We start from the raw sequence: 19,939 nt of genomic DNA, 5'->3' as shown, positions 1-19,939 counted from the left end.
GGCAGCTCCTACACAGGGGATTTGTGTCGGCCATGAGTTTTCTGCAGACGAAAAAAACGCCCCGAACCAGTCGGGGCGTTTTCATGTGTGGCTCAGCAGCGGGGAATTACTTGCCTTCCCAGCGCTTCAGCACCAGCGTGGCGTTGGTGCCGCCGAAGCCGAAGCTGTTGCTCATCACGGTGTTGATGGTGGCGTTCTCGCGGGTCTTGGTCAGCACCGGCAGATCGGCCACTTCCGGGTCCAGCTCGTCGATGTTGGCGGAACCGGCAATGAAGTTGCCTTCCATCATCAGCATGCAGTAGATCGCTTCGTGAACGCCGGCAGCGCCCAGGGAGTGACCGGACAGGCTCTTGGTCGAGCTGATCGCAGGGGCTTTGTCGCCGAACACTTCACGCACACCTTTCATTTCCGCAACGTCGCCGACCGGAGTCGAGGTGCCGTGGGTGTTCAGGTAGTCGATCGGGGTATCAACGGTGGACATCGCCATCTGCATGCAGCGGATCGCGCCTTCGCCACTCGGGGCAACCATGTCGTAGCCGTCGGACGTTGCGCCGTAGCCAACGATTTCGGCGTAGATCTTCGCGCCACGGGCCAGAGCGTGTTCCAGCTCTTCAACCACGACCATGCCGCCACCGCCAGCGATGACGAAACCGTCACGGTCTTTGTCGTAGGCACGGGAAGCTTGTTCCGGAGTGTCGTTACGCTTGCTGGACAGAGCGCCCATGGCGTCGAACAGGAACGACTGGCTCCAGTGCTCTTCTTCACCGCCACCGGCGAAGACGATGTCCTGCTTGCCCATCTGGATCTGTTCCATGGCGGTACCGATGCAGTGAGCACTGGTGGCGCAGGCAGAAGCGATGGAGTAGTTCAGGCCCTTGATCTTGAATGGCGTGGCCAGGCAAGCGGAAACGGTGCTGCTCATGGTCCGCGTTACACGGTACGGGCCAACGCGTTTCACGCCTTTCTCGCGCAGGATGTCCAGCGCTTCCATCTGGTTCAGCGTGGAAGCACCACCCGAACCAGCCACCAGACCGGTACGCGGGTTGGACACTTGCTCTTCGGTCAGGCCGGAGTCAGCAATGGCGTCTTTCATGGCCAGGTAGGCGTAAGCCGCTGCGTGGCCGACGAAGCGATAGATCTTGCGATCGATCAGCTCTTCAAGGTTGAGGTCGATGGAGCCGGAAACCTGGCTACGCAGACCCATTTCGGCATATTCCGGGTTGAACCGGATGCCAGGGCGGCTTGCACGCAGGTTAGCGGAGACGGTCTCTTTGTCATTGCCCAGGCACGAAACAATGCCCAGACCAGTGATAACGACGCGGCGCATGCGAATAACCCTTAGAAGTTGTCAGTGGAGGTGAACACGCCGACGCGAAGGCCTTCGGCGGTGTAGATTTCGCGACCGTCGACAGTCACCGAACCATCGGCAATGGCCAGGTTCAGCTTGCCCTTGAGGACGCGTTTGATATGAATGTTGTAGGTGACTTTCTTGGCGGTCGGCAGTACCTGACCGAAGAATTTCACTTCGCCCGAACCCAGCGCACGGCCACGGCCCGGCAAGCCTTGCCAGCCCAGGAAGAAGCCGACCAGTTGCCACATGGCATCCAGACCCAGGCAGCCCGGCATCACCGGATCGCCTTCGAAGTGGCACGCGAAGAACCACAGGTCAGGGTTGATATCCAGTTCGGCGACCAATTCACCTTTGCCGTACTTGCCGCCTTCTTCGCTGATCAAAGTGATGCGATCAACCATCAGCATGTTCGGGGCGGGCAGTTGCGCGTTACCTGGGCCGAACAGCTCACCGCGACTGCAGCGCAGCAGATCTTCCCGAGTAAAGGCGTTTTGTTTGGTCATGCGAGCTCCTCAATAATCCCATGCGGCAGGTGGGGCAAATCTTCCCGACCGTTCGAAGCGTTCATGCCTCGAACCGGCAGCCTACTCATAGACTATTGCGTTGTGGTGAAAGTCACAGCACCAAGGACATGAATGTACACTTGTGCACTGAAATTTTTATTCAAGCCCCTTTTGAGGCTCGTTCGGGTGCCTAAGACTGCCGCACTTTCGCTTTTCACGCCAGTCGCAGATGGTCGAAAGGCCCACACTACGACACCCAGCGCTGCAGAATCTGCTGCAGATCATTACGTTTGAACGGCTTCGCCAGATAATCGTTCATGCCCGCCGACAAACAGGTTTCGCGGTCGCCCTGCAAGGCATTGGCCGTCAGGGCGATGATCGGCACGTCGCTGCGTCCGGGCAGGCGTCGGATCTGCCGGGTGGCCTCATAGCCATCGATAATCGGCAAACGGCAATCCATCAGAATCACTTCAAAGTCGCTGCCCTCGGCACTGCGTACCGCTTGTGCGCCATCGGTGGCAACACTGACAGTAAAGCCCAGACTGCGCAGCATCGCTTCGATTACGGTCTGGTTCACCGGATTGTCTTCGACCAGCAAGACATTGCGCCCTTCGCCTTGGCCCTTGCCGTTCAGTGCACGCGGCGCGGCCAATGGCGGCAGCGCCTGCTTATAGAGTGCCAGGGGGATTTCCAGAGTGAATACCGAGCCACGACCTTCCTCGCTCTGCGCACGCAACGTGCCGCCCATGCGCTCGGCCAGCGTACGTGCGATCGGCAACCCCAGGCCAGTGCCGCCATAACGCCGTGAAATCGAGCTGTCCGCCTGCTGGAAAGCGTTGAACATCAACTCCAGACTTTCAGAAGAAATACCGATGCCACTGTCGCGCACCGAACAGGTGAACCACAGTAGTTCGTGATCCAGCGATTGCCACTGCGCTTCGATGCTGACCCGACCCTGTTCGGTGAACTTCAGTGCGTTGCCGACCAGGTTGACCAGAATCTGTCGGATCCGCGTCGGATCGCCCTGCACCTGCAAACCGCGCATGTCGTCCGGGATCCGCAGGTTCAGCGCCAGACCGCGTTGTACCGCGCTGTGCTGGAACGACTGCGCGCAGGCGCCGATCAGTTCGGCGAGATTGAACGGAATGTGCTCCAGTTCCAGCTCCGAGCGCTCGATGCGAGAGAAGTCGAGAATATCGTTGATGACTTTCAGCAAGTGCTCGGTGGACTCCGAGGCGAGGGCGGCGTATTCGACCTGCTCCTCAGTCATCTCGGTGGTTTCGAGCAATTGCAGCATGCCCAGCACGCCGTTCATGGGTGTGCGCAGTTCATGGCTCATCATCGCCAGAAAGTCGGATTTTGCGTTGTTGGCCTTTTCCGCTTCCTCACGGGTCTGGATCAGTTGTGCCATGGCTTGATGCTGCTCGCGGCTGGCCTGTTCCAGCGCCTGGGCGAGGTTGTTGATGTGCTGCGACAGCGCGCCCAGTTCGGTGTCATCGACGATCGGCAGCGGGGTTTTATAGTCGCCGTCCTGAATCGCCTTCACCGCATCACCGATATCACGGATCGGCTGCGACAGGCTGCCGGCCAGGCGCCGTGCCAACACAAAAGTGAAGAGCAGGGCGAACAACGCGAGAATCCCGGCCTTGAGCAGAATCTCCTGCTGTCGCTGGCTGAAGGCATCGTTGGACAGGCCAACAATCACCCGGCCCAGATAGTCCTCGCTGGCACCGCCATTGTTGACCTTGCCGTCCTGAAAGAAGTCATTGTGCAGGGCGATGCGCTGCAGCCGTACCGGTGCCTGGAACACCTCGACCTGATGCGGCCGACCGTGCGCCGCCGCGGGTTGTTCGACGTACACCAGAATTCGGTTGGCGCTGTCCTGTACTTCGAGAAAACGCACGTTGGGCGTGGCCAGTGTGGCTTTGAGCAGGCTTTCCAGCACTTCGTTGTTACCGGAAATCACCCCGTATTCGGTGGCCGGTGCGAGTTGGTTGGCGATCAGTTGGCCGGTGTGATTCAGCTCCTGGCGCAAATCCTGAATGCGCACGAAGGTGAAGAAGCTGATCAACAGCAAGGTCAGCAACAACGCCGGGCCCAGGCTGATCAGCTGGGTGCGGGTGTTGATGTCCCAACGGCGACGGAAACTCATGGGCGGTGTTCTCCTTCAGCCAACGTACTGGCGACAGACGCGTCATCGGGTGGTTCGATACCCAGAGAACGAGCGACTTGCGCATTACTTGAGACTTTAAAGCGTGCGGGATAGAGCGTCCGCGGCCAATTGGCCGGCGGTTGATCGAGCAATTGATCGAGGATTGCCAGCCAGTCGTTCTGGTCGCTGTAACTGCTGGCGAGGCTGCCAGCGCGGACGAAGGCGACGTTGGGACCGACCAGTGCCAATTGTCGTGAGTAGCTGCTGAGCAGCAGGTTTTTCGCGGTTTTCGGGTTGTACAGATCGGGGTCGTCGAGCCCGAGCAGCACGTCGCTGTTTCTCAGCACGGTTTGCAGGGGGCGGCTGTCGTGGGTGTTGTCCCAGCGCTGACTGACGATTTGCAGGTTCAGCGGCGCGGCGGCGAGATTCAGCTCCTTGAGGAGGAATTCGCTGTGCTCATCGAACAGCACGCCGATTCGCCGGGCCTGGGGCAGAATGCGGCGGATCAACTGCAACTGTCGGCTCAGCGGTGGATCACTCCACAGCAAACTCAGGTGCGCCGGTTGCGCGCCACCAAGGCGCTGCCGGGCTTGCAGGCGACTGATGCGCAGCACCAGCGTTGCCGGACCCTGAGGTTCTTGCAGGCGCCAGTCGAGACTCGGCAGATCGAGCAGAATCAGTCGCAGACTGGCCGGCAGTTTTCCAGGTGCGGGCAGGCTGGCCAGCGGCTGGAAACGCACGTTGTCAGTCGGGCGCAATTCGCTGAGTGCCTGGACGAACGCTTGTACGCCCGGACTTTCCTCGGCGCCGGTCAACAGAATGTCCGCTGCCTGCACCGCCACACCATGCAGCCATGCGGTCACAAACAGGCAAACCCCGGCCAGCCAGTGGCCAAGGGTTGGCATCTTCCGTGACTGCCGGCAGCGCATCCTAGAACTCCAGCTCGGCGCTGAAGTACATCACCCGGCGTTCGTCGTAATTGTTGTCGACGAAAGTGCTCGGCTCATGGTCGAGGCGTTGCTGCAGGACGCCGGCCAATTGCAGTTGCGTTTTACCCAGCGGGATGCGTTTGGCGATGCGCGTGTCGACCCGTTCGAAACGGTAACCGTTGAGCGCGTTGTCGCCGTAATAGAAGAGGGCGCTGTTCCAGCCATGGCCCCAGTCGCGCAGCCAGCCGGCCGAACCGCTGTTGCGTGAAGTGAACTGCTGATCAAGCGGATTGCTCGCCTCGGCATCAACAAAGGCATAGGTGAAACGCAAACGGTCGGCCAGGCTCACGTGCCAGTCGAGCTGGGTTTCCGTGCCACGAAAACGTGAGCTGTTGGCGTTGCTGGCGATGTACTGGTTGTTACGTAGCGGCTCGCTGATCATCCCGGTGATCTCGTCGTAGAACAGCTTCACATCCAGGGCCAGGCCCAGTTCGGCGAAATAACCGTTGTAGCCCAGCTCCCGCGAGCGCATGTGTTCCTGATCGAGATCGCCGGGGCCGCGAGTCTTGACGAAGTAGCGCGCCGAAGACTGGCCATAGGCCGAGGGGCGCAGGTTGCTGACCTGATAGCTCCAGTTCACATTGTTCTCGAACATGTCCGGCGAGCGGATCGCCTCCGAGTACACCGCGCGCAGGCCGTGGCGCGGATTGATCAGGTAATTGACGGCGAAGCGCGGGGTCAGCGAACTGCCGATCAGTCGCGTGTTTTCGAACATCGCACCGCCCTGTAGCAGCCAGTGTTCGGTGGCGCGCCATTCCAGTTGGCCGAAGGCGCGCCAGGTGGTGTCGTCCAGTGTGCCGTTGAAGTAGGTCTCGGAGTCGGCGCGGTCGTAACGATAGTTCATGCCGCTGACCAGGCGCAGGCTATCGGACAGGCTGAGAGTGTCCTGCAATTCGAGGTCGTAGCGCGATTCGCGGGCGCTCTGGTCGATGTCGCCGCACAGCGTTCGACTCGCGCCATTGCGCCATTGATTCAGCACCTGATTGGCCAGGGCCATTTCCTGCGGTGTTCCGGGCGCGGCGCCGGGGCCGGTGAACTGCGTGATGTTGCGCGCCAGGCGTTCGGTGTAATTGGGGTTGAGTTGCCACAGTTGCGTCAACTCGGGGCTGAACGACACCTCGGCATCACAGGCGCGCCAGGTTTGCTGCCGATCCCAGTGTTGCGCCGAGCCTTGTATATAGAGGCTGTGTTCGGGATTGATGTCGAGGTTCCAGCGCACCGAGCCGGCGTAATCCTTGGCGACCACGTCGGAATTGTTCCCGGCGGCGGTAATCCCGGAGAACACCGGACGGTAGGTGTAGGGCCGCTGGTTGGTGCCGTCCTTGGCGTTGACCTGCCAGTCCAGACTCTGGTTATCGCTGAGGGTGTGGCTGAGCGCCAGACTGAAGCGATTCAAGCGGCGGCTGTCACGGTAATCGGCGCCGCTGCGATCGCTGTCAAAGCCGTCATCTTCCTGACCGGACAGCGACAGGCGCAGATCGCCGCCATTCCAGCCAGTGCCCTGGCTGGCATAAAAGTCATTGATGCCACGCTGACCACGGGTGTACTTCAACCGCGTGCCGTGGCTGTCTGCCGGGTGCCGAGTGATGATGTTGACCACCGCCATCAGCGCGTTGGCGCCGTAACTGACGGTGTTCGGGCCGCGAAAGACTTCGATGCGCTCGATGTCTTCCATGGCCACCGGAATATCGCTCCAGTCCACCGTGGACAAACCGGCGCGATACACCGAGCGGCCGTCGATCAGCACTTGCATGCGTCGCGCTTCGCTGGCGTTGGTGCCGTGATAATTGACCGCCGCCTGATTGCCGCTGATGTTGCCGACCATCATCCCTGGCACCAGGCGCAGCAGCTCACTGATGTCGCGGGCGCCGCTGGCGCTGATCAATTCGCTGTCGAGTACGGTCATGCTCCCCGGCACTTCCGCCGGTGTCTGTTTCAGGCGCGTGGCTGTCAGCACCTGCGGCAGTGCTTCGTTGTCCATGAACAGGTCGTCCGCCAGCACTAGCGGGCTAAACAACAGCGCCAGCAAAAGGGACGAACGGGGAGGGGGAGGAGCGAAAAACACGACGCAGCCTTGATCGCAAAGATTTGGCGCGCATGTTAACCGAGCACCGTGACTTTTCCATTCACGTTAGTAGCATTTTCCTAGGTTTTATTGGTCTTCTTCCTACAAGTGTCGGTAATTGTTGCTGGGGCTGGCCGCGACCGGGCCGCCCCGTATAATGCCGCCATCGCCACTGGTATGGATTAACGGATTGCATATGACTGAACAGCGCCCGATTGCGGTCCTGGGAGGCGGAAGTTTTGGTACCGCCGTGGCCAATCTTTTGGCCGAGAACGGCCATCAAGTCCGGCAGTGGATGCGTGATCCCGAGCAGGCCGAGGCCATCCGGGTCAATCGCGAAAACCCGCGTTATCTCAAAGGCATCAAGATTCTGCCGGGCGTGACCGCCGTCACCGACCTGCAGGAAACCCTCGACGCCTGCGATTTGTGCTTCGTCGCGCTGCCGTCCAGCGCATTGCGCACGGTGCTTGCCGCCCACGCCGAGCGGTTGAGCGGCAAGATGCTGGTCAGTCTGACCAAAGGCATCGAAGCGCAGACTTTCAAGCTAATGAGCCAGATCCTCGAAGAGATCGCCCCGAATGCGCGCATCGGCGTGTTGTCCGGGCCGAACCTGGCGCGGGAAATTGCCGAGCACGCACTGACTGCCACGGTGGTTGCCAGCGAAGACGAAGAGCTGTGCAAAGCCGTGCAAGCCGCGCTGCATGGCCGCACCTTTCGTGTTTATGCCAGTGCCGACCGATTCGGCGTCGAGTTGGGCGGGGCGTTGAAGAACGTTTACGCAATCATCGCCGGCATGGCGGTGGCGCTGGAAATGGGCGAGAACACCAAGAGCATGCTGATCACCCGCGCACTGGCGGAAATGACTCGGTTTGCGGTGAATCAGGGCGCCAATCCCATGACCTTCCTCGGTCTGGCCGGTGTCGGCGATCTGATCGTCACCTGTTCGTCGCCGAAGAGCCGCAACTATCAAGTGGGTTTCGCACTGGGTCAGGGCCTGAGCCTCGACGAAGCGGTGTCGCGTCTTGGCGAAGTCGCCGAAGGCGTGAACACCCTCAAGGTGCTCAAGGCCAAGTCCCAGGAAGTCGGCGTGTACATGCCGCTGGTCGCCGGGTTGCACGCGATCCTGTTCGAAGGACGCACGCTGGAGCAGGTGATCGGTCTACTGATGCGAGCCGAACCGAAAACCGACGTCGATTTTATTTCCACCAGTGGTTTCAACTGAGTGAGCCGGGAGTAGCAAGCCATGAACGATCCGAAAACCGAAGCCAAGTACGAATCCATCCTCCTGCGGGTGTTGTGGATGATCGTCTACGTGCTGGTCTGGCAAGTGGCGCAGTTCATCCTCGGCGCGGTGGTGCTGGTGCAATTGATCTATCGTTTGATCTATGGCGCGCCGAGCGCCAGCCTGATGAACTTCGGCGACAGCCTGAGCCAGTTTCTCGCGCAGATCGGCCGTTTCGGCAGTTTCCACAGCGACCAGAAGCCTTGGCCGTTCGCCGACTGGCCAACGCCGCGTACCCCGGAAGGTGAAGCGCCGCACACCGTGCCGCCGACACCGCACCCGGCCCGAGATGAGGAACCCAAGCTATGAAACTCTGGGTATTGCGTCACGGTGAGGCCGTGCCTTACGGCTCGTGCCCCGATTCCGAACGGGAGCTGACCGATCACGGTCGCAAAGAAGCCTTGAGCAGCGCCGCCCGCTTGATCGGCCAGCCGCTGACCGCGATTTACGCCAGCCCTTATCTGCGCGCGCAGCAGACCGCGCAGATTGTTCGCGAAGCGCTGGGATTCGAGCCGGAGATTCGCACGGTCGAGTGGCTGACGCCGGAAGTCGATCCGGACAAGGTCACCGATCAACTGGTATCGGTGAGCAATGTGCTGCTGGTCAGCCACAACCCGCTGGTGGGCAATCTGCTGAGTTATCTGCAGCATGGCGCCGGGTATCCGCCGGAGAAGGTCAGCACTGCCGGGTTGGCTGAACTGGAAAGCCCTGAGTTGCTGATTGGCTCGATGACCCTCAACAGCCTCAAACACCCCTGAAATTGTAAACACCGACCCCTGTAGGAGTGAGCCTGCTCGCGATGAGGCCATTTCATTCGGCATCAATGCTGGCTGATACACCGCTATCGCGAGCAGGCTCACTCCTACAGGTACCGCGTACACCATGAAATTATTTGTGTGAATTTTCCAACCAAGCACTTGCTTGGTTGACTACGCTTGCTCCAGACCAAAAAAACAGGAGCGAGTCGCATGTCTGCCGCCTTCCGTTTGCCGCTGGACGTGTTCTACGAACGTGAAGCCCGACACCCGCGCCAGCGCTTTCTGGTGCAGCCCGTCGGTGGCGGCCAGGTTGAAACGCTGAGCTGGGCGGATGTCGGCCATCAGGCCCGTTGCGCCGCACATTGGTTGCGTGCGCGTGAGTTGCCGCAAGGCAGCCACATCGCCCTGATCTCGAAGAACTGCGCACACTGGATCATTGCCGATCTGGCGATCTGGATGGCCGGGCACGTTTCTGTTCCGCTGTATCCCAATCTCACCGCCGACTCCGTAGCGCAGGTGCTCAATCATTCGGAAAGCGTCCTGGCGTTCATCGGCAAACTCGATGACTGGCCGGGCATGGCCAAAGGCGTGCCGGCTGATTTGCCGACCATCAGCCTGCCGCTGCACCCACCCGGGGATTTCGATTTCAGTTGGGCGGATTTGCAACGCAGCTCACCGATTCAGGACGATCCACGCCCGGCCGCCGAGCAACTGGCGACCATCATTTATACCTCTGGCACCACTGGCCTGCCCAAAGGTGTCATGCACAGTTTTGCCAACCTCGGCTTCGCTACAACACGCGGCACACAATTGTTTGGGCTCAACGAGAACGACCGACTGCTGTCGTACTTGCCGCTGTGCCACGTCGCCGAACGGATGTTCGTTGAGCTGGCGTCGATCTACACCGGGCAGACGGTGTTTTTTGCCGAGAGCCTCGACACCTTCATCACGGATCTCAAGCGTGCGCGGCCGACCGCGATGTTTGGCGTGCCGCGCATCTGGACCAAATTCCAGATGGGCGTGTACGGCAAGATCCCGGCCAAGCGCCTGGATTTCCTCCTCGGTCTGCCATTCATTGGCAAGCGGGTCGGGCACAAAGTGCTGGCGGGGTTGGGGCTGGATGCCTTGCGTGTGGCGTTGTCCGGCGCCGCGCCAGTGCCGCAGACCTTGCTCGCCTGGTATCAGAAGCTCGGCCTTGATGTACTGGAAGTCTATGGCATGACCGAGGGCTGCGGTTACTCGCATATCTGCCTGCCCGGGCAATACAAGCAGGGCTGGATCGGCCAGCCGTGCCCGGATGTCGAAGTGCGCATCGATGAGTCGGGCGAAGTGCAGGTGCGCAGTCAGGCGAACATGCTCGGCTATTTCAAGGAGCCGCTGAAAACCGCAGAGACGATTACCGAGGATGGCTTTCTGCGCACTGGCGACAAGGGCGAACAGGATGCCGCAGGGCGTTTGCGTCTGACCGGCCGGCTCAAGGAAATCTTCAAGACCAGCAAGGGCAAATACGTCGCTCCGGCGCCGATTGAAAATCGTTTGGCCGTGCATTCGCGGATCGAACAGGTGTGCGTGGTTGGCGATGGCCTGAGTGCGCCGCTGGGTTTGTGTGTGCTGTCCACGGTCAATCAGGAAGAGGGCCGGGCAAGTCTGCATTCAAGCCTGGAAAAACTGCTGGAAGAGGTCAACGCCGTGCTCGACAAGCACGAACGCCTGCGCCGACTGGTGGTGGTCAAGGACAGTTGGGCCGTCGAAAACGGCTTCCTCACGCCGACCCTGAAGATCAAGCGCAACGTCATCGAAGACACTTACGGTGCGCGCTTCGAAGAATGGAGCGAGCGCAGCGAGGCGGTGCTGTGGCAGGATTGAGCGACCAATAAAACAACAAAGGAAGTCTGCGATGAGCTTGTGGCGTACCACTCCCGACATCGAGCAGTTGAACGCGATCCAGAAAAACACCATCGGCGAAGTACTCGACATTCGCTTCGAAGCGTTCGACGAGCAATCGCTGACCGCGAGCATGGTCATCGACCATCGCACCCATCAGCCCTACGGTTTGCTGCATGGCGGTGCATCGGTGGTGCTGGCGGAATCCGTCGGTTCGATGGCCAGTTATCTGTGCATCGATGCCAGCAAGTTCTACTGCGTGGGGCTTGAAATCAACGCCAACCATTTGCGCGGCTTGCGCAGTGGCCGGGTGACGGCGGTGGCCAAACCGATTCACATTGGCCGCACGACGCATGTCTGGGACATTCGTTTGACCAGTGATGAAGGCAAGGCCAGTTGTGTGTCGCGGCTGACCATGGCGGTGGTACCGCTGGGTGAGCAGCCGCCCTCACTCTAACCCTCTCCCAGAGGGAGAGGGGACTGACCGAGTGGTTTATTCGAAGTACATCGACCTGAGATACCGAGTCGAATACAGATTCGGAAAAGTACGGAGATCGGCTCTCTTTCCCCCTCGCCCCCCTGGGGGAGAGGGCTGGAGTGAGGGGGTAGCGATCCGACTGACTCACCATAGCCCTGAGCGGACTGTCATCATTCCTGGCAGTTACGGTCATTGCTGTCGGGCGCGGTCTTACGGACAATCAACGCCACGTTTCCTGCTCATGGATTTACCAGCATGTCGCAACCGATTTTTTTCGCCCACGCCAACGGGTTTCCCTCGGGTACCTATGGCAAGTTGTTCGCGGCGCTGGCGCCCGAGTACCGGGTTGCACATTTGGAACAGCATGCCCATGACCCGCGTTTTCCTGCGGACGACAACTGGTACAACCTCGTCGACGAGCTGATCCACCATTTGCAGCAGCAGGATCAACCGGTATGGGGCGTCGGCCATTCTTTTGGCGGTGTGTTGCATTTGCACGCGGCGCTGCGTTGTCCTGAGTTGTATCGCGGGGTGGTGATGCTTGACTCGCCGGTGCTGACCCGCACCGATCAATGGGTGATCCGTGCCGCCAAGCGTTTTGGTTTTATCGACAAGCTGACCCCGGCCGGGCGGACGCTGGGGCGCCGTGAAGAATTTGCCGATCTCGACAGTGCGCGCAGCTATTTTGCTGGCAAGACGCTGTTTCGCGGTTTCGATCCGGAATGCTTCGACGCCTACCTGCAGCACGGTTTGCACAAGGTTGGCGACAAACTGCGCCTGCGTTTCGACCCGGCCACCGAGATCAGTATCTATCGCGGCGTGCCGCACACCAGCCCCGGCCGCACTCGGCAGTTGCAGGTGCCGCTGGCGGTGGTGCGCGGGCACAAGAGCCGCGTGGTCATGCGCCATCACACCCGATTCGTTTCACGTCTGGCTCAAGGCGAGGCTCTGAGCATGCCCGGCGGACACATGTTCCCGCTTGAGCGTCCACAGGACACCGCGCGACTGTTGAAAAACCTGTTCAACCGCTGGGAAACCGGTCAGGACAAGGATTGCGCATGAACCCGACCTTCGAAGAAGTGCGCCTGAGCCTGCCGCATATCGAGCTGGCCGCGCATTTGTTCGGCCCCGAGGACGGTATGCCGGTGATCGCGCTGCATGGCTGGCTGGATAACGCCAACAGCTTTGCGCGTCTGGCACCCAAGCTCAAAGGCTTGCGCATCATCGCGCTGGACATGGCCGGGCACGGACATTCCGGGCACCGGCCGAACGGTGCCGGGTATGCGCTGTGGGATTACGCCCATGACGTGCTGCAAGTTGCTGAACAACTGGGCTGGAAGCGTTTCGGCCTGCTCGGGCATTCGATGGGCGCCATTGTCTCGATGGTGCTGGCGGGTTCGTTACCGGAACGCATCAGCCATCTGGCGCTGATTGACGGCGTGATTCCTCCTACGGACAAAGGCGAAAATGCGGCCGAGCGCATGGGCATGGCCCTGCAAGCACAACTGGATCTGCGGGAAAAACGCAAACCGGTCTACAACACCCTCGACCGTGCCATCGAAGCGCGCATGAAAGGTCTGGTCGCCGTCAGCCGTGAGGCAGCTGAGTTGTTGGCTCAGCGCGGTCTGATGCCGGTCCCCGGCGGTTATACCTGGCGCACCGACAATCGCCTGACCCTGCCATCGCCGCTGCGTCTGACCCAGGAACAGGCAATGGCTTTTGCGCTTCGGGTCAGTTGTCCGGCGCATTTGGTCGTGGCGGCTGACGGCATGCTGGCCAAACATCCAGAGCTGCTGGAGCGTCTACCCTTTAGCCGGGAACAGTTGGCGGGCGGGCACCATTTGCACTTGAACGATGAGGCCGGCGCGGATCTTGTCGCAGACTGTTTCAATCGCTTCTTCGCCATTCCTTGACTTGCTGCGGGCAACTGTCGAGGCTGGTCGGGTTGAAATGGGAGACAACCACGATGGATTTCTATACCGCTGCGACCCCGATTAGCCAAGCCATGCCGATCCGATGAGGCTGCCGATGCGGTCTTTCACGCTGTTGGCGCTGTGCTGCTTCAGTTCCTTTTCGTCCGCCGCCGATGTGCCGGGCAGTCATGACCTGCAAATCGTGCCGCGTCTGGCCGATGCGCAAATTGTCGACTATCGCCCTGCTGTTGAGCTTGAACGGATTTATCCGCTGGGTTCGATCCGCAAGATCAGTGGACAACTGCGTTTCGATGGCCAGGTCACTGCGCGTGGCCAAACCACTGCGGTGACCTATGAGTTGCCACCCGAACACTCTGCCACTGAAGCCTTCACTGCCGCTCGCGAGGCCCTGCAAAAGCAGGACGCCGAATTGCTGTTCTGGTGTCAGGCGCGTGATTGCGGCGAAAGCAGTCTCTGGGCCAACGAGGTGTTCGGCAATTCCAAGCTGTATGGTGCCGACGAGCAGCAGGCCTATCTGCTGTTGAGGCTGGCCGCGCCACGGGACAACACGCTGGTGGCGCTCTATAGCATCACCCGTGGCAATCGCAAAGCCTATCTGCATGTCGAGCAGTTCGAGGCGGTTGCGCCGCTGGGTGAGTTGCTGCAGACCTCGGCGACCCTGTTGCGTCAGCTTAAAAGCACCGGCGAACTGGATTTCCCCGATCGGGTGAGTGAGCCGGATGACACCTGGCTCCGGCTGATTTCCCGTGGACTTAACCTTGATACGACGTTGCGCGTGACGGTGTCCGGTCCCAAGGCCGAAGCCTGGCGTCAGGCGCTGATCAATCAGGGTGTGCGGGCGGCGCGCATGGAAACCGGCAGTGTCGAAGGCTCTGGCCTGCGCATCGATCTGTTGCGTTAAGCTGTTGCGGGCGAGCACGAACCGCGTGTTCGCCTACTCTTTGCCTGACTGACTTTTTCGAGACCTTACATGCTCAATAACGATCGCCTGCTGGTGCAGATCCTGCTGCTGGTGTTGTTTGGTGCCAGCCTGTGGGTGATGGCGCCGTTCTGGTCGGCGCTGTTCTGGGGCGCGGTGCTGGCGTTTGCCAGTTGGCCGCTGATGCGCCTGTTGACCCGTTGGCTCAATGGCCGTGAGTCCTTGGCTGCGGCGATTCTGACGTTGGGCTGGATGCTGCTGGTGGCGGCGCCGCTGGTGTGGCTGGGGTTCAACCTGGCCGATCATGTGCGTGATGCCACGGCGTTTATCAAGGATGTGCAGGTCGACGGTCTGCCGGAGGCGCCGGTTTGGCTGGGGACCTTGCCGTTCGTAGGGGAACGGCTGGTCGGACTGTGGAACAGCATCGATCAGCAGGGCGCCGCACTGATGGTGTCGATCAAGCCTTATCTGGGGCAGGTCGGTAACTGGTTGCTGGCGCGCAGTGCGCAGATTGGCGGCGGGATTCTCGAGCTGACGTTGAGCATCGTTTTTGTGTTCTTTTTCTATCGCGACGGGCCGCGACTGGCGGCGTTTGTGCATAGTCTGCTGGAGCGCTTGATTGGTGATCGCGCCGGGTATTACATCGAGTTGGTGGCCGGTACGGTGCAGCGGGTGGTTAACGGCGTGATCGGCACGGCGGCGGCGCAGGCGGTTCTGGCGTTGATCGGGTTTTTGATCGCCGGGGTGCCGGGGGCGTTGGTGCTCGGGATCGTGACGTTTTTGCTGAGTCTGATTCCGATGGGGCCGCCGTTGGTGTGGGTGCCGGCCACGGCCTGGCTGGCGTGGAAGGGTGAGTATGGGATGGCGGTGTTTCTCGGGATCTGGGGGACGTTCATCATCAGTGGCGTGGATAACGTGCTCAAGCCTTATCTGATCAGCCGCGGCGGGAATTTGCCGTTGGTGATTGTGTTGCTTGGGGTGTTTGGCGGGTTGATTGCGTTTGGGTTTATCGGGTTGTTTATCGGGCCTACGCTGTTGGCGGTGGCTTATAGTTTGTTGACGGATTGGAGCAAGAGTCAGGGGCGGGTTGAGGAGCGGCGCTAGCGGGTTTGGGTTTGGGTTTGGGGTTGGGTGAATATCCGTTGCTGCGGTAACGGCTGCTTAGGGTTCCGCCCTTACGGCGGGTCACCTTTTCCAAACGCCGAAAAGGTAACCCAAAAGGCTTGCTCCTGCGTGCGGCCCGCTCGCTGGGGCTCGGGGTTCCTTCGCTCCGGGATCGATCCGGGCGCAGCGCCTACGGTTTGCTTCGCTGCACCTCCTCTCGCTGTGTTTGGCTGCGCCAAACGGTCGCTGCGCTCCCACGCCCGGATCAATCCCGGAACGAAGCCTTCCGACGTCGCCCGTGGTTCAAGATCAAGAGCAGGCGAGCTGACACTCGGCCTATTGAGTGGTGAGGAGCGGGGCGCGTTCGGCTTTTGATTTGCGTTGTTGCTGCCCCTCATCGGAACGCCGCCCGCCCAGCCCTCTCCCGAGGGAGAGGGGGCCGATTGGTGAGCTTTTCAAAATTTGCGTTCGACTCGGTATTTCACGTCGGCGTAGCTCTCCCAAACACCTCGGTCAGTCCCCTCTCCCTCTGGGAGAGGGTTAGGGTGAGGGGCGTCGACTCAAGTCGCCACATTCAAATACTTGCCCACCGGCGCTGCGCTATCGAGCGAGTACTGCTTGCTCAAATTGGCAATCATGCGATTCAGCGCTTCTGTCGTGCTCCGGGTCGATGCCGTCTGTTCTTCGTCCGGTCGTTCACGCCCGGCCTGTAAAGCCGCTTTCAGTTCATCACTGCTCACGCCGCCACTGCTGTCGCTGTCGAGTACTTTGAGCAGTGCGGCGCTGGTGTCGGTGCTGGTCGATGAGGTGCCGTTGCTGGTCTGTAGAGCACTGCTTGATTCGGTGGCCGTCACGCTGCCATCGCCATCCGCATCGAGCTGACTGAACAGTTCATCGCTGTTGATTTGCGGGGGAGGAGGCGGTGGTGGGGTCAGGCTGGCGGTAAGTTCGTCCTGGCTGACGGTGCCGTCCTTGTTCTTGTCCAGGGCGGAGAAGAGTTCGTTGCTGTCGGCGGTGCTGCCGGCGCTGGTCAGGCCGCTGCTCAGTTCGTCGCTGCTGATGGCGCCGTCACCATCGGTGTCGAGGGCGCTGATCAGCGCGTCGGCGAGGTCGGTGTCCGGTGCTTGATCGTGTGGCGGGGGCGCCATGGCGGTCATTTCTTCGGCGCTGAGGCTGCCGCTGTCGTCGCTGTCCAGATCGCCGAATTGTTTGCTCAGGTTGACCAGCAGGCCGTCGTCGGACTTCTGCGACAGAGCGCTTTTCAGTTCGTCCTGATCCACCGCACCGTCGCCGTTGCTGTCGAGTTTGGCGAACAGTTCTTTTTGCAGTTGCTGGCTACGCGCGTTTTGCGTGGAGGTGCTGCTGGTGCTGGTATAGCTCGTGTAATTGCTGACGCTACCGATCATCGGACTCACTCCCTGGAATGGCAAACCGGTGGGTGTACCGGCTTATGCAGCGTCAGGGCGCAAGTTGTCGGGGATATGTGGGATTTGTACCGGTGGGTACACAGACTGAAATTTCACCTCCACCCCCTGTAGGAGTGAGCCTGCTCGCGATAGCGGTGTGCCAGTCAAAGCAACTCTCACAGATAAACCGCTATCGCGAGCAGGCTCACTCCTACAAGGGGATGTGTGTTTCTCAGGGGCGCGGCAGGCGAATGATAGCCGTGAGGCCGCCGCCGGGGGTTTCTTCAAGGTTGAGCTGTCCCCCCAAACGCTGCGCCGCCTCGCGGGCAATGGTCATTCCCAGTCCCACACCGCCGGAATTGCGATTGCGCGAGCCTTCCAGACGATAAAACGGTTCAAACACCGCTTCACGCTTGTCCTCGGCAATCCCCGGGCCGTGGTCGATCACGCGAATCAGCAGTTGCTCGCGCTGATCCTGCAATTCGATGCGTGCCTGGCCGGCATAACGCAGGGCATTGTCCATCAGGTTATTGATGCACGAACGCAGCGCCATCGGTTGTACCGGCAGCGGTGCGCAATGGCCGCTGACTTGCACGTCGGCGCCCTGGTCCTGAGCGTTTTCGCACAGCGATTCGACCAACGCCTGCACATCCATCAATTGCAAGGCTTCGCTGGTGCGTTGTTCGTGCAAGTAGGTGAGGGTGGCGTCGAGCATGCCGATCATGTCGTCCAGATCCTGACGCATCTGGCCCTGCAGCTTTTCATCGCTGATGTTTTCCAGGCGCAGTTTCAGCCGAGACAGCGGCGTGCGCAGGTCGTGGGATACGGCACCGAGCATGCGTGCGCGTTGCTGCACCTGTTCGCGAATGCGCCGCTGCATCAGGTTGAAAGTGTGCGCCGCTTGCCGTGCTTCTCGCGGGCCGGACTCATCAAGTGGCGGGCTGTCGAGGTCTTCGCTGAGGCGCTCGGCAGCATCGCTGAGGCGCTGGATCGGACGACTGAGCAGTTTGGCGCCGTACCATGCCGCGATCATCAACGTGATGAACTGAAAGGTCAGCGGCACCACCGGGCCACCGAACCATGGACGCGGGGGCCGTGGCGGGTAACGTGGGTCGTGAGGTGGCTGTTGTCCCTCGGCACCTTGGGAAAATTCCGGAGGCGGTGGTGGCGGGGGCGGGCCGTAGAGACGGAACCAGGTGAAGGCCAGCAGGTGCGCGAGGACGATCGCCACGAACAGCACGCCAAACAGGCGGCCGAACAGCGTGTCGAAGCGCGCCCGCATCAGCCGATGTCTCGCGCGTCGAACAGGTAACCCTCACCGCGCACGGTTTTGATCAACTGCGGGGCTTTCGGGTCGTCGCCGAGTTTCTGCCGCAGACGCGACACCAGCAAATCGATGCTGCGGTCGAAGGCTTCGATCGAGCGGCCACGGGCCGCGTCGAGCAATTGCTCGCGGCTGAGCACCCGGCGCGGCCTTTCGATGAAAACCCAGAGCAGGCGGAATTCGGCGTTGGATAGCGGCACCACCAGGCCGTCGTCGGCAATCAATTGGCGCAGGACACTGTTCAAGCGCCAATTGTCGAAACGGATGTTGGCGCGTTGTTCGGTGCGGTCATCGCGCACCCGACGCAGGATGGTCTGGATGCGTGCAACCAGTTCACGCGGTTCAAACGGCTTGGCCATATAGTCATCGGCGCCCAGTTCGAGGCCGATGATGCGGTCGGTCGGTTCGCAGCGAGCCGTCAGCATCAGGATCGGGATATCCGATTCGGCGCGCAGCCAGCGGCACAGCGACAAGCCGTCTTCGCCGGGCAGCATCAGGTCCAGCACGACAACGTCGAAATGCTCGGCCTGCATCGCCTGGCGCATGGCTGCACCGTCGGTGACGCCGCTGGCGTGGATGTTGAAACGCGCGAGGTAATCGATCATCAGCTCGCGGATCGGCACGTCGTCATCGACGATCAGCGCACGAATGCTCCAGCGCTTGTCGTCTTTAGGCTCATCAGTCGCGGTCATTTGGGTGTTGTGCATGAGGCTGTTCATCTGCCGGTAGGCCGCCAACCACAAAAGATGGGCTGCGAGGTGGTGGTTTCAGCATAGGCGTCCGGCCGTGAGGCGGGAAGTGCTGATGTAAGGACGTGTTGCGGCTGGCGAGGCTAGCGTGGGTGCTTGTTGCTGGCGTGTCGGCTGTGTATCGGAGTCGACACAATAGCAGCGAGCGCTATGCTGATCACGGTTGAGGCGACGATTTACCGATCATCGGGTGCCGCGCCGCCGCCGGTTCCGCTACAATGCGCGCCGATTTCGACCTGCCTGAGAGCCCATTCATGTCCGCCTGCCAGACTCCTATCATCGTCGCCCTGGATTTCCCCACCCGTGACGCCGCACTGAAGCTGGCCGACCAGTTGGACCCGAAACTGTGCCGGGTCAAAGTGGGCAAGGAACTGTTCACCAGTTGCGCCGCAGAAATTGTCGGCACCCTGCGTGACAAGGGTTTTGAAGTATTCCTCGATCTGAAATTCCATGACATTCCCAACACCACCGCGATGGCAGTGAAAGCTGCTGCCGAGATGGGTGTGTGGATGGTCAACGTGCATTGCTCCGGCGGTATGCGCATGATGGCTGCCTGCCGTGAAGAGCTGGACAAGCGCAGTGGCCCGCAACCGCTGCTGATCGGCGTGACCGTGCTGACCAGCATGGAGCGCGAAGACCTCGCCGGTATCGGCCTGGATATCGAACCGCAGGAACAAGTGCTGCGTCTGGCGGCACTGGCCGAGAAGGCCGGCATGGACGGTCTGGTGTGCTCGGCGCTGGAGGCCACGGCGCTGAAAACCGCACATCCGTCGCTGCAGCTGGTGACCCCGGGCATTCGTCCGGCGGGCAGCGCACAGGACGATCAGCGCCGCATTCTGACCCCGCGTCAGGCGCTGGATGCCGGGTCCGATTATCTGGTGATCGGCCGTCCGATCAGCCAGGCGGCTGATCCGGCACAGGCGCTGGCTTCGGTTGTCGCCGAAATCGCTTAAGCAAACACTGCAAAACCCTGTAGGAGTGAGCCTGCTCGCGATAGCGGTGTGTCAAACAACATTAATGTTGACTGACACACCGGTATCG

At 60.7% G+C, this 19,939-nt stretch carries 18 protein-coding genes; 10 read left to right on the top strand and 8 right to left on the bottom strand.

What is annotated here, in order from left to right; all coding sequences use genetic code 11:
- Positions 1 to 106: 106 nt before the first annotated feature.
- The 5 genes from fabB to U6037_RS21390 form a co-directional block, all read right to left on the bottom strand.
- Positions 107 to 1,327, bottom strand: a complete 1,221-nt coding sequence (fabB, locus tag U6037_RS21410) for a beta-ketoacyl-ACP synthase I (RefSeq protein ID WP_008087472.1) — start codon at positions 1,325 to 1,327, stop codon at positions 107 to 109.
- 11 nt (positions 1,328 to 1,338) lie between these two features.
- Positions 1,339 to 1,854 (bottom strand): 3-hydroxyacyl-[acyl-carrier-protein] dehydratase FabA, encoded by a 516-nt coding sequence (gene fabA, locus U6037_RS21405; protein ID WP_003227150.1) that lies wholly within the window; start codon positions 1,852 to 1,854, stop codon positions 1,339 to 1,341.
- A 247-nt stretch (positions 1,855 to 2,101) separates the two neighbouring features.
- Complete coding sequence (locus U6037_RS21400; RefSeq protein WP_322844446.1) at positions 2,102 to 4,006, bottom strand: ATP-binding protein; 1,905 nt, start codon at positions 4,004 to 4,006, stop codon at positions 2,102 to 2,104.
- A complete protein-coding gene (locus U6037_RS21395; protein ID WP_322844445.1) occupies positions 4,003 to 4,935 on the bottom strand; it encodes an ABC transporter substrate-binding protein in 933 nt (310 codons plus the stop codon). Before U6037_RS21395 ends, U6037_RS21400 begins: the two co-directional genes overlap by 4 nt.
- Position 4,936: 1 nt before the next feature.
- The gene (locus U6037_RS21390) at positions 4,937 to 7,060 is read right to left on the bottom strand and encodes a TonB-dependent receptor plug domain-containing protein (protein WP_322844444.1); all 2,124 of its coding nucleotides are present in this window, start codon (positions 7,058 to 7,060) and stop codon (positions 4,937 to 4,939) included.
- Between the two features lie 196 nt (positions 7,061 to 7,256).
- Between U6037_RS21390 and U6037_RS21385 the strand changes: the two genes are divergently transcribed.
- The 9 genes from U6037_RS21385 to U6037_RS21345 all read left to right on the top strand — a co-directional run bounded on the left by U6037_RS21385 (position 7,257) and on the right by U6037_RS21345 (position 15,419).
- Positions 7,257 to 8,282, top strand: coding sequence for an NAD(P)H-dependent glycerol-3-phosphate dehydrogenase (locus U6037_RS21385; RefSeq protein ID WP_077574109.1), 1,026 nt, complete (start codon positions 7,257 to 7,259; stop codon positions 8,280 to 8,282).
- 21 nt (positions 8,283 to 8,303) lie between these two features.
- Positions 8,304 to 8,651 (top strand): DUF4389 domain-containing protein, encoded by a 348-nt coding sequence (locus U6037_RS21380; RefSeq protein WP_180699726.1) that lies wholly within the window; start codon positions 8,304 to 8,306, stop codon positions 8,649 to 8,651.
- Positions 8,648 to 9,100 carry a phosphohistidine phosphatase SixA gene (sixA, locus tag U6037_RS21375; RefSeq protein WP_095188633.1) on the top strand — a complete coding sequence of 151 codons (453 nt, stop codon included), beginning with the start codon at positions 8,648 to 8,650 and terminating at the stop codon, positions 9,098 to 9,100. The genes U6037_RS21380 and sixA overlap by 4 nt, the downstream gene beginning before the upstream one ends.
- Positions 9,101 to 9,310: 210 nt before the next feature.
- Positions 9,311 to 10,966, top strand: coding sequence for an AMP-binding protein (locus U6037_RS21370; RefSeq protein ID WP_322844443.1), 1,656 nt, complete (start codon positions 9,311 to 9,313; stop codon positions 10,964 to 10,966).
- A gap of 31 nt (positions 10,967 to 10,997) precedes the next feature.
- Positions 10,998 to 11,441, top strand: coding sequence for a hotdog fold thioesterase (locus U6037_RS21365; RefSeq protein ID WP_322844442.1), 444 nt, complete (start codon positions 10,998 to 11,000; stop codon positions 11,439 to 11,441).
- A gap of 276 nt (positions 11,442 to 11,717) precedes the next feature.
- Positions 11,718 to 12,524 (top strand): alpha/beta hydrolase, encoded by an 807-nt coding sequence (locus U6037_RS21360; RefSeq protein WP_322844441.1) that lies wholly within the window; start codon positions 11,718 to 11,720, stop codon positions 12,522 to 12,524.
- Entirely contained in the window at positions 12,521 to 13,375 is an 855-nt protein-coding gene (locus tag U6037_RS21355) for an alpha/beta hydrolase (protein ID WP_322844440.1), read from the top strand. Before U6037_RS21360 ends, U6037_RS21355 begins: the two co-directional genes overlap by 4 nt.
- Positions 13,376 to 13,490: 115 nt before the next feature.
- Positions 13,491 to 14,297, top strand: a complete 807-nt coding sequence (locus tag U6037_RS21350; protein ID WP_322844439.1) for a DUF4892 domain-containing protein — start codon at positions 13,491 to 13,493, stop codon at positions 14,295 to 14,297.
- 69 nt (positions 14,298 to 14,366) lie between these two features.
- Positions 14,367 to 15,419, top strand: coding sequence for an AI-2E family transporter (locus tag U6037_RS21345; RefSeq protein WP_242205917.1), 1,053 nt, complete (start codon positions 14,367 to 14,369; stop codon positions 15,417 to 15,419).
- A gap of 560 nt (positions 15,420 to 15,979) precedes the next feature.
- On the opposite strand, the gene xopAW is transcribed toward U6037_RS21345, so the two are convergent.
- From xopAW to U6037_RS21330, 3 genes are all read right to left on the bottom strand, one after another.
- Positions 15,980 to 16,825 carry a XopAW family type III secretion system calcium-binding effector gene (xopAW, locus tag U6037_RS21340; RefSeq protein ID WP_322844438.1) on the bottom strand — a complete coding sequence of 282 codons (846 nt, stop codon included), beginning with the start codon at positions 16,823 to 16,825 and terminating at the stop codon, positions 15,980 to 15,982.
- 232 nt (positions 16,826 to 17,057) lie between these two features.
- Positions 17,058 to 18,107 (bottom strand): sensor histidine kinase, encoded by a 1,050-nt coding sequence (locus U6037_RS21335; RefSeq protein ID WP_322844437.1) that lies wholly within the window; start codon positions 18,105 to 18,107, stop codon positions 17,058 to 17,060.
- A complete protein-coding gene (locus tag U6037_RS21330) occupies positions 18,107 to 18,868 on the bottom strand; it encodes a response regulator (RefSeq protein ID WP_095048649.1) in 762 nt (253 codons plus the stop codon). Before U6037_RS21330 ends, U6037_RS21335 begins: the two co-directional genes overlap by 1 nt.
- Before the next feature lie 284 nt (positions 18,869 to 19,152).
- Between U6037_RS21330 and pyrF the strand changes: the two genes are divergently transcribed.
- Positions 19,153 to 19,851: an orotidine-5'-phosphate decarboxylase gene (gene pyrF, locus U6037_RS21325; RefSeq protein WP_162483045.1), complete on the top strand. Its 699-nt coding sequence runs from the start codon at positions 19,153 to 19,155 to the stop codon at positions 19,849 to 19,851.
- Positions 19,852 to 19,939 lie beyond the last annotated feature (88 nt).

Source organism: Pseudomonas sp. B33.4, from assembly GCF_034555375.1.
Lineage (GTDB): Bacteria > Pseudomonadota > Gammaproteobacteria > Pseudomonadales > Pseudomonadaceae > Aquipseudomonas.
The sequence above is the reverse complement of the archived record's forward strand: the minus strand, read 5'-3'. Positions and strand labels throughout refer to the sequence as shown.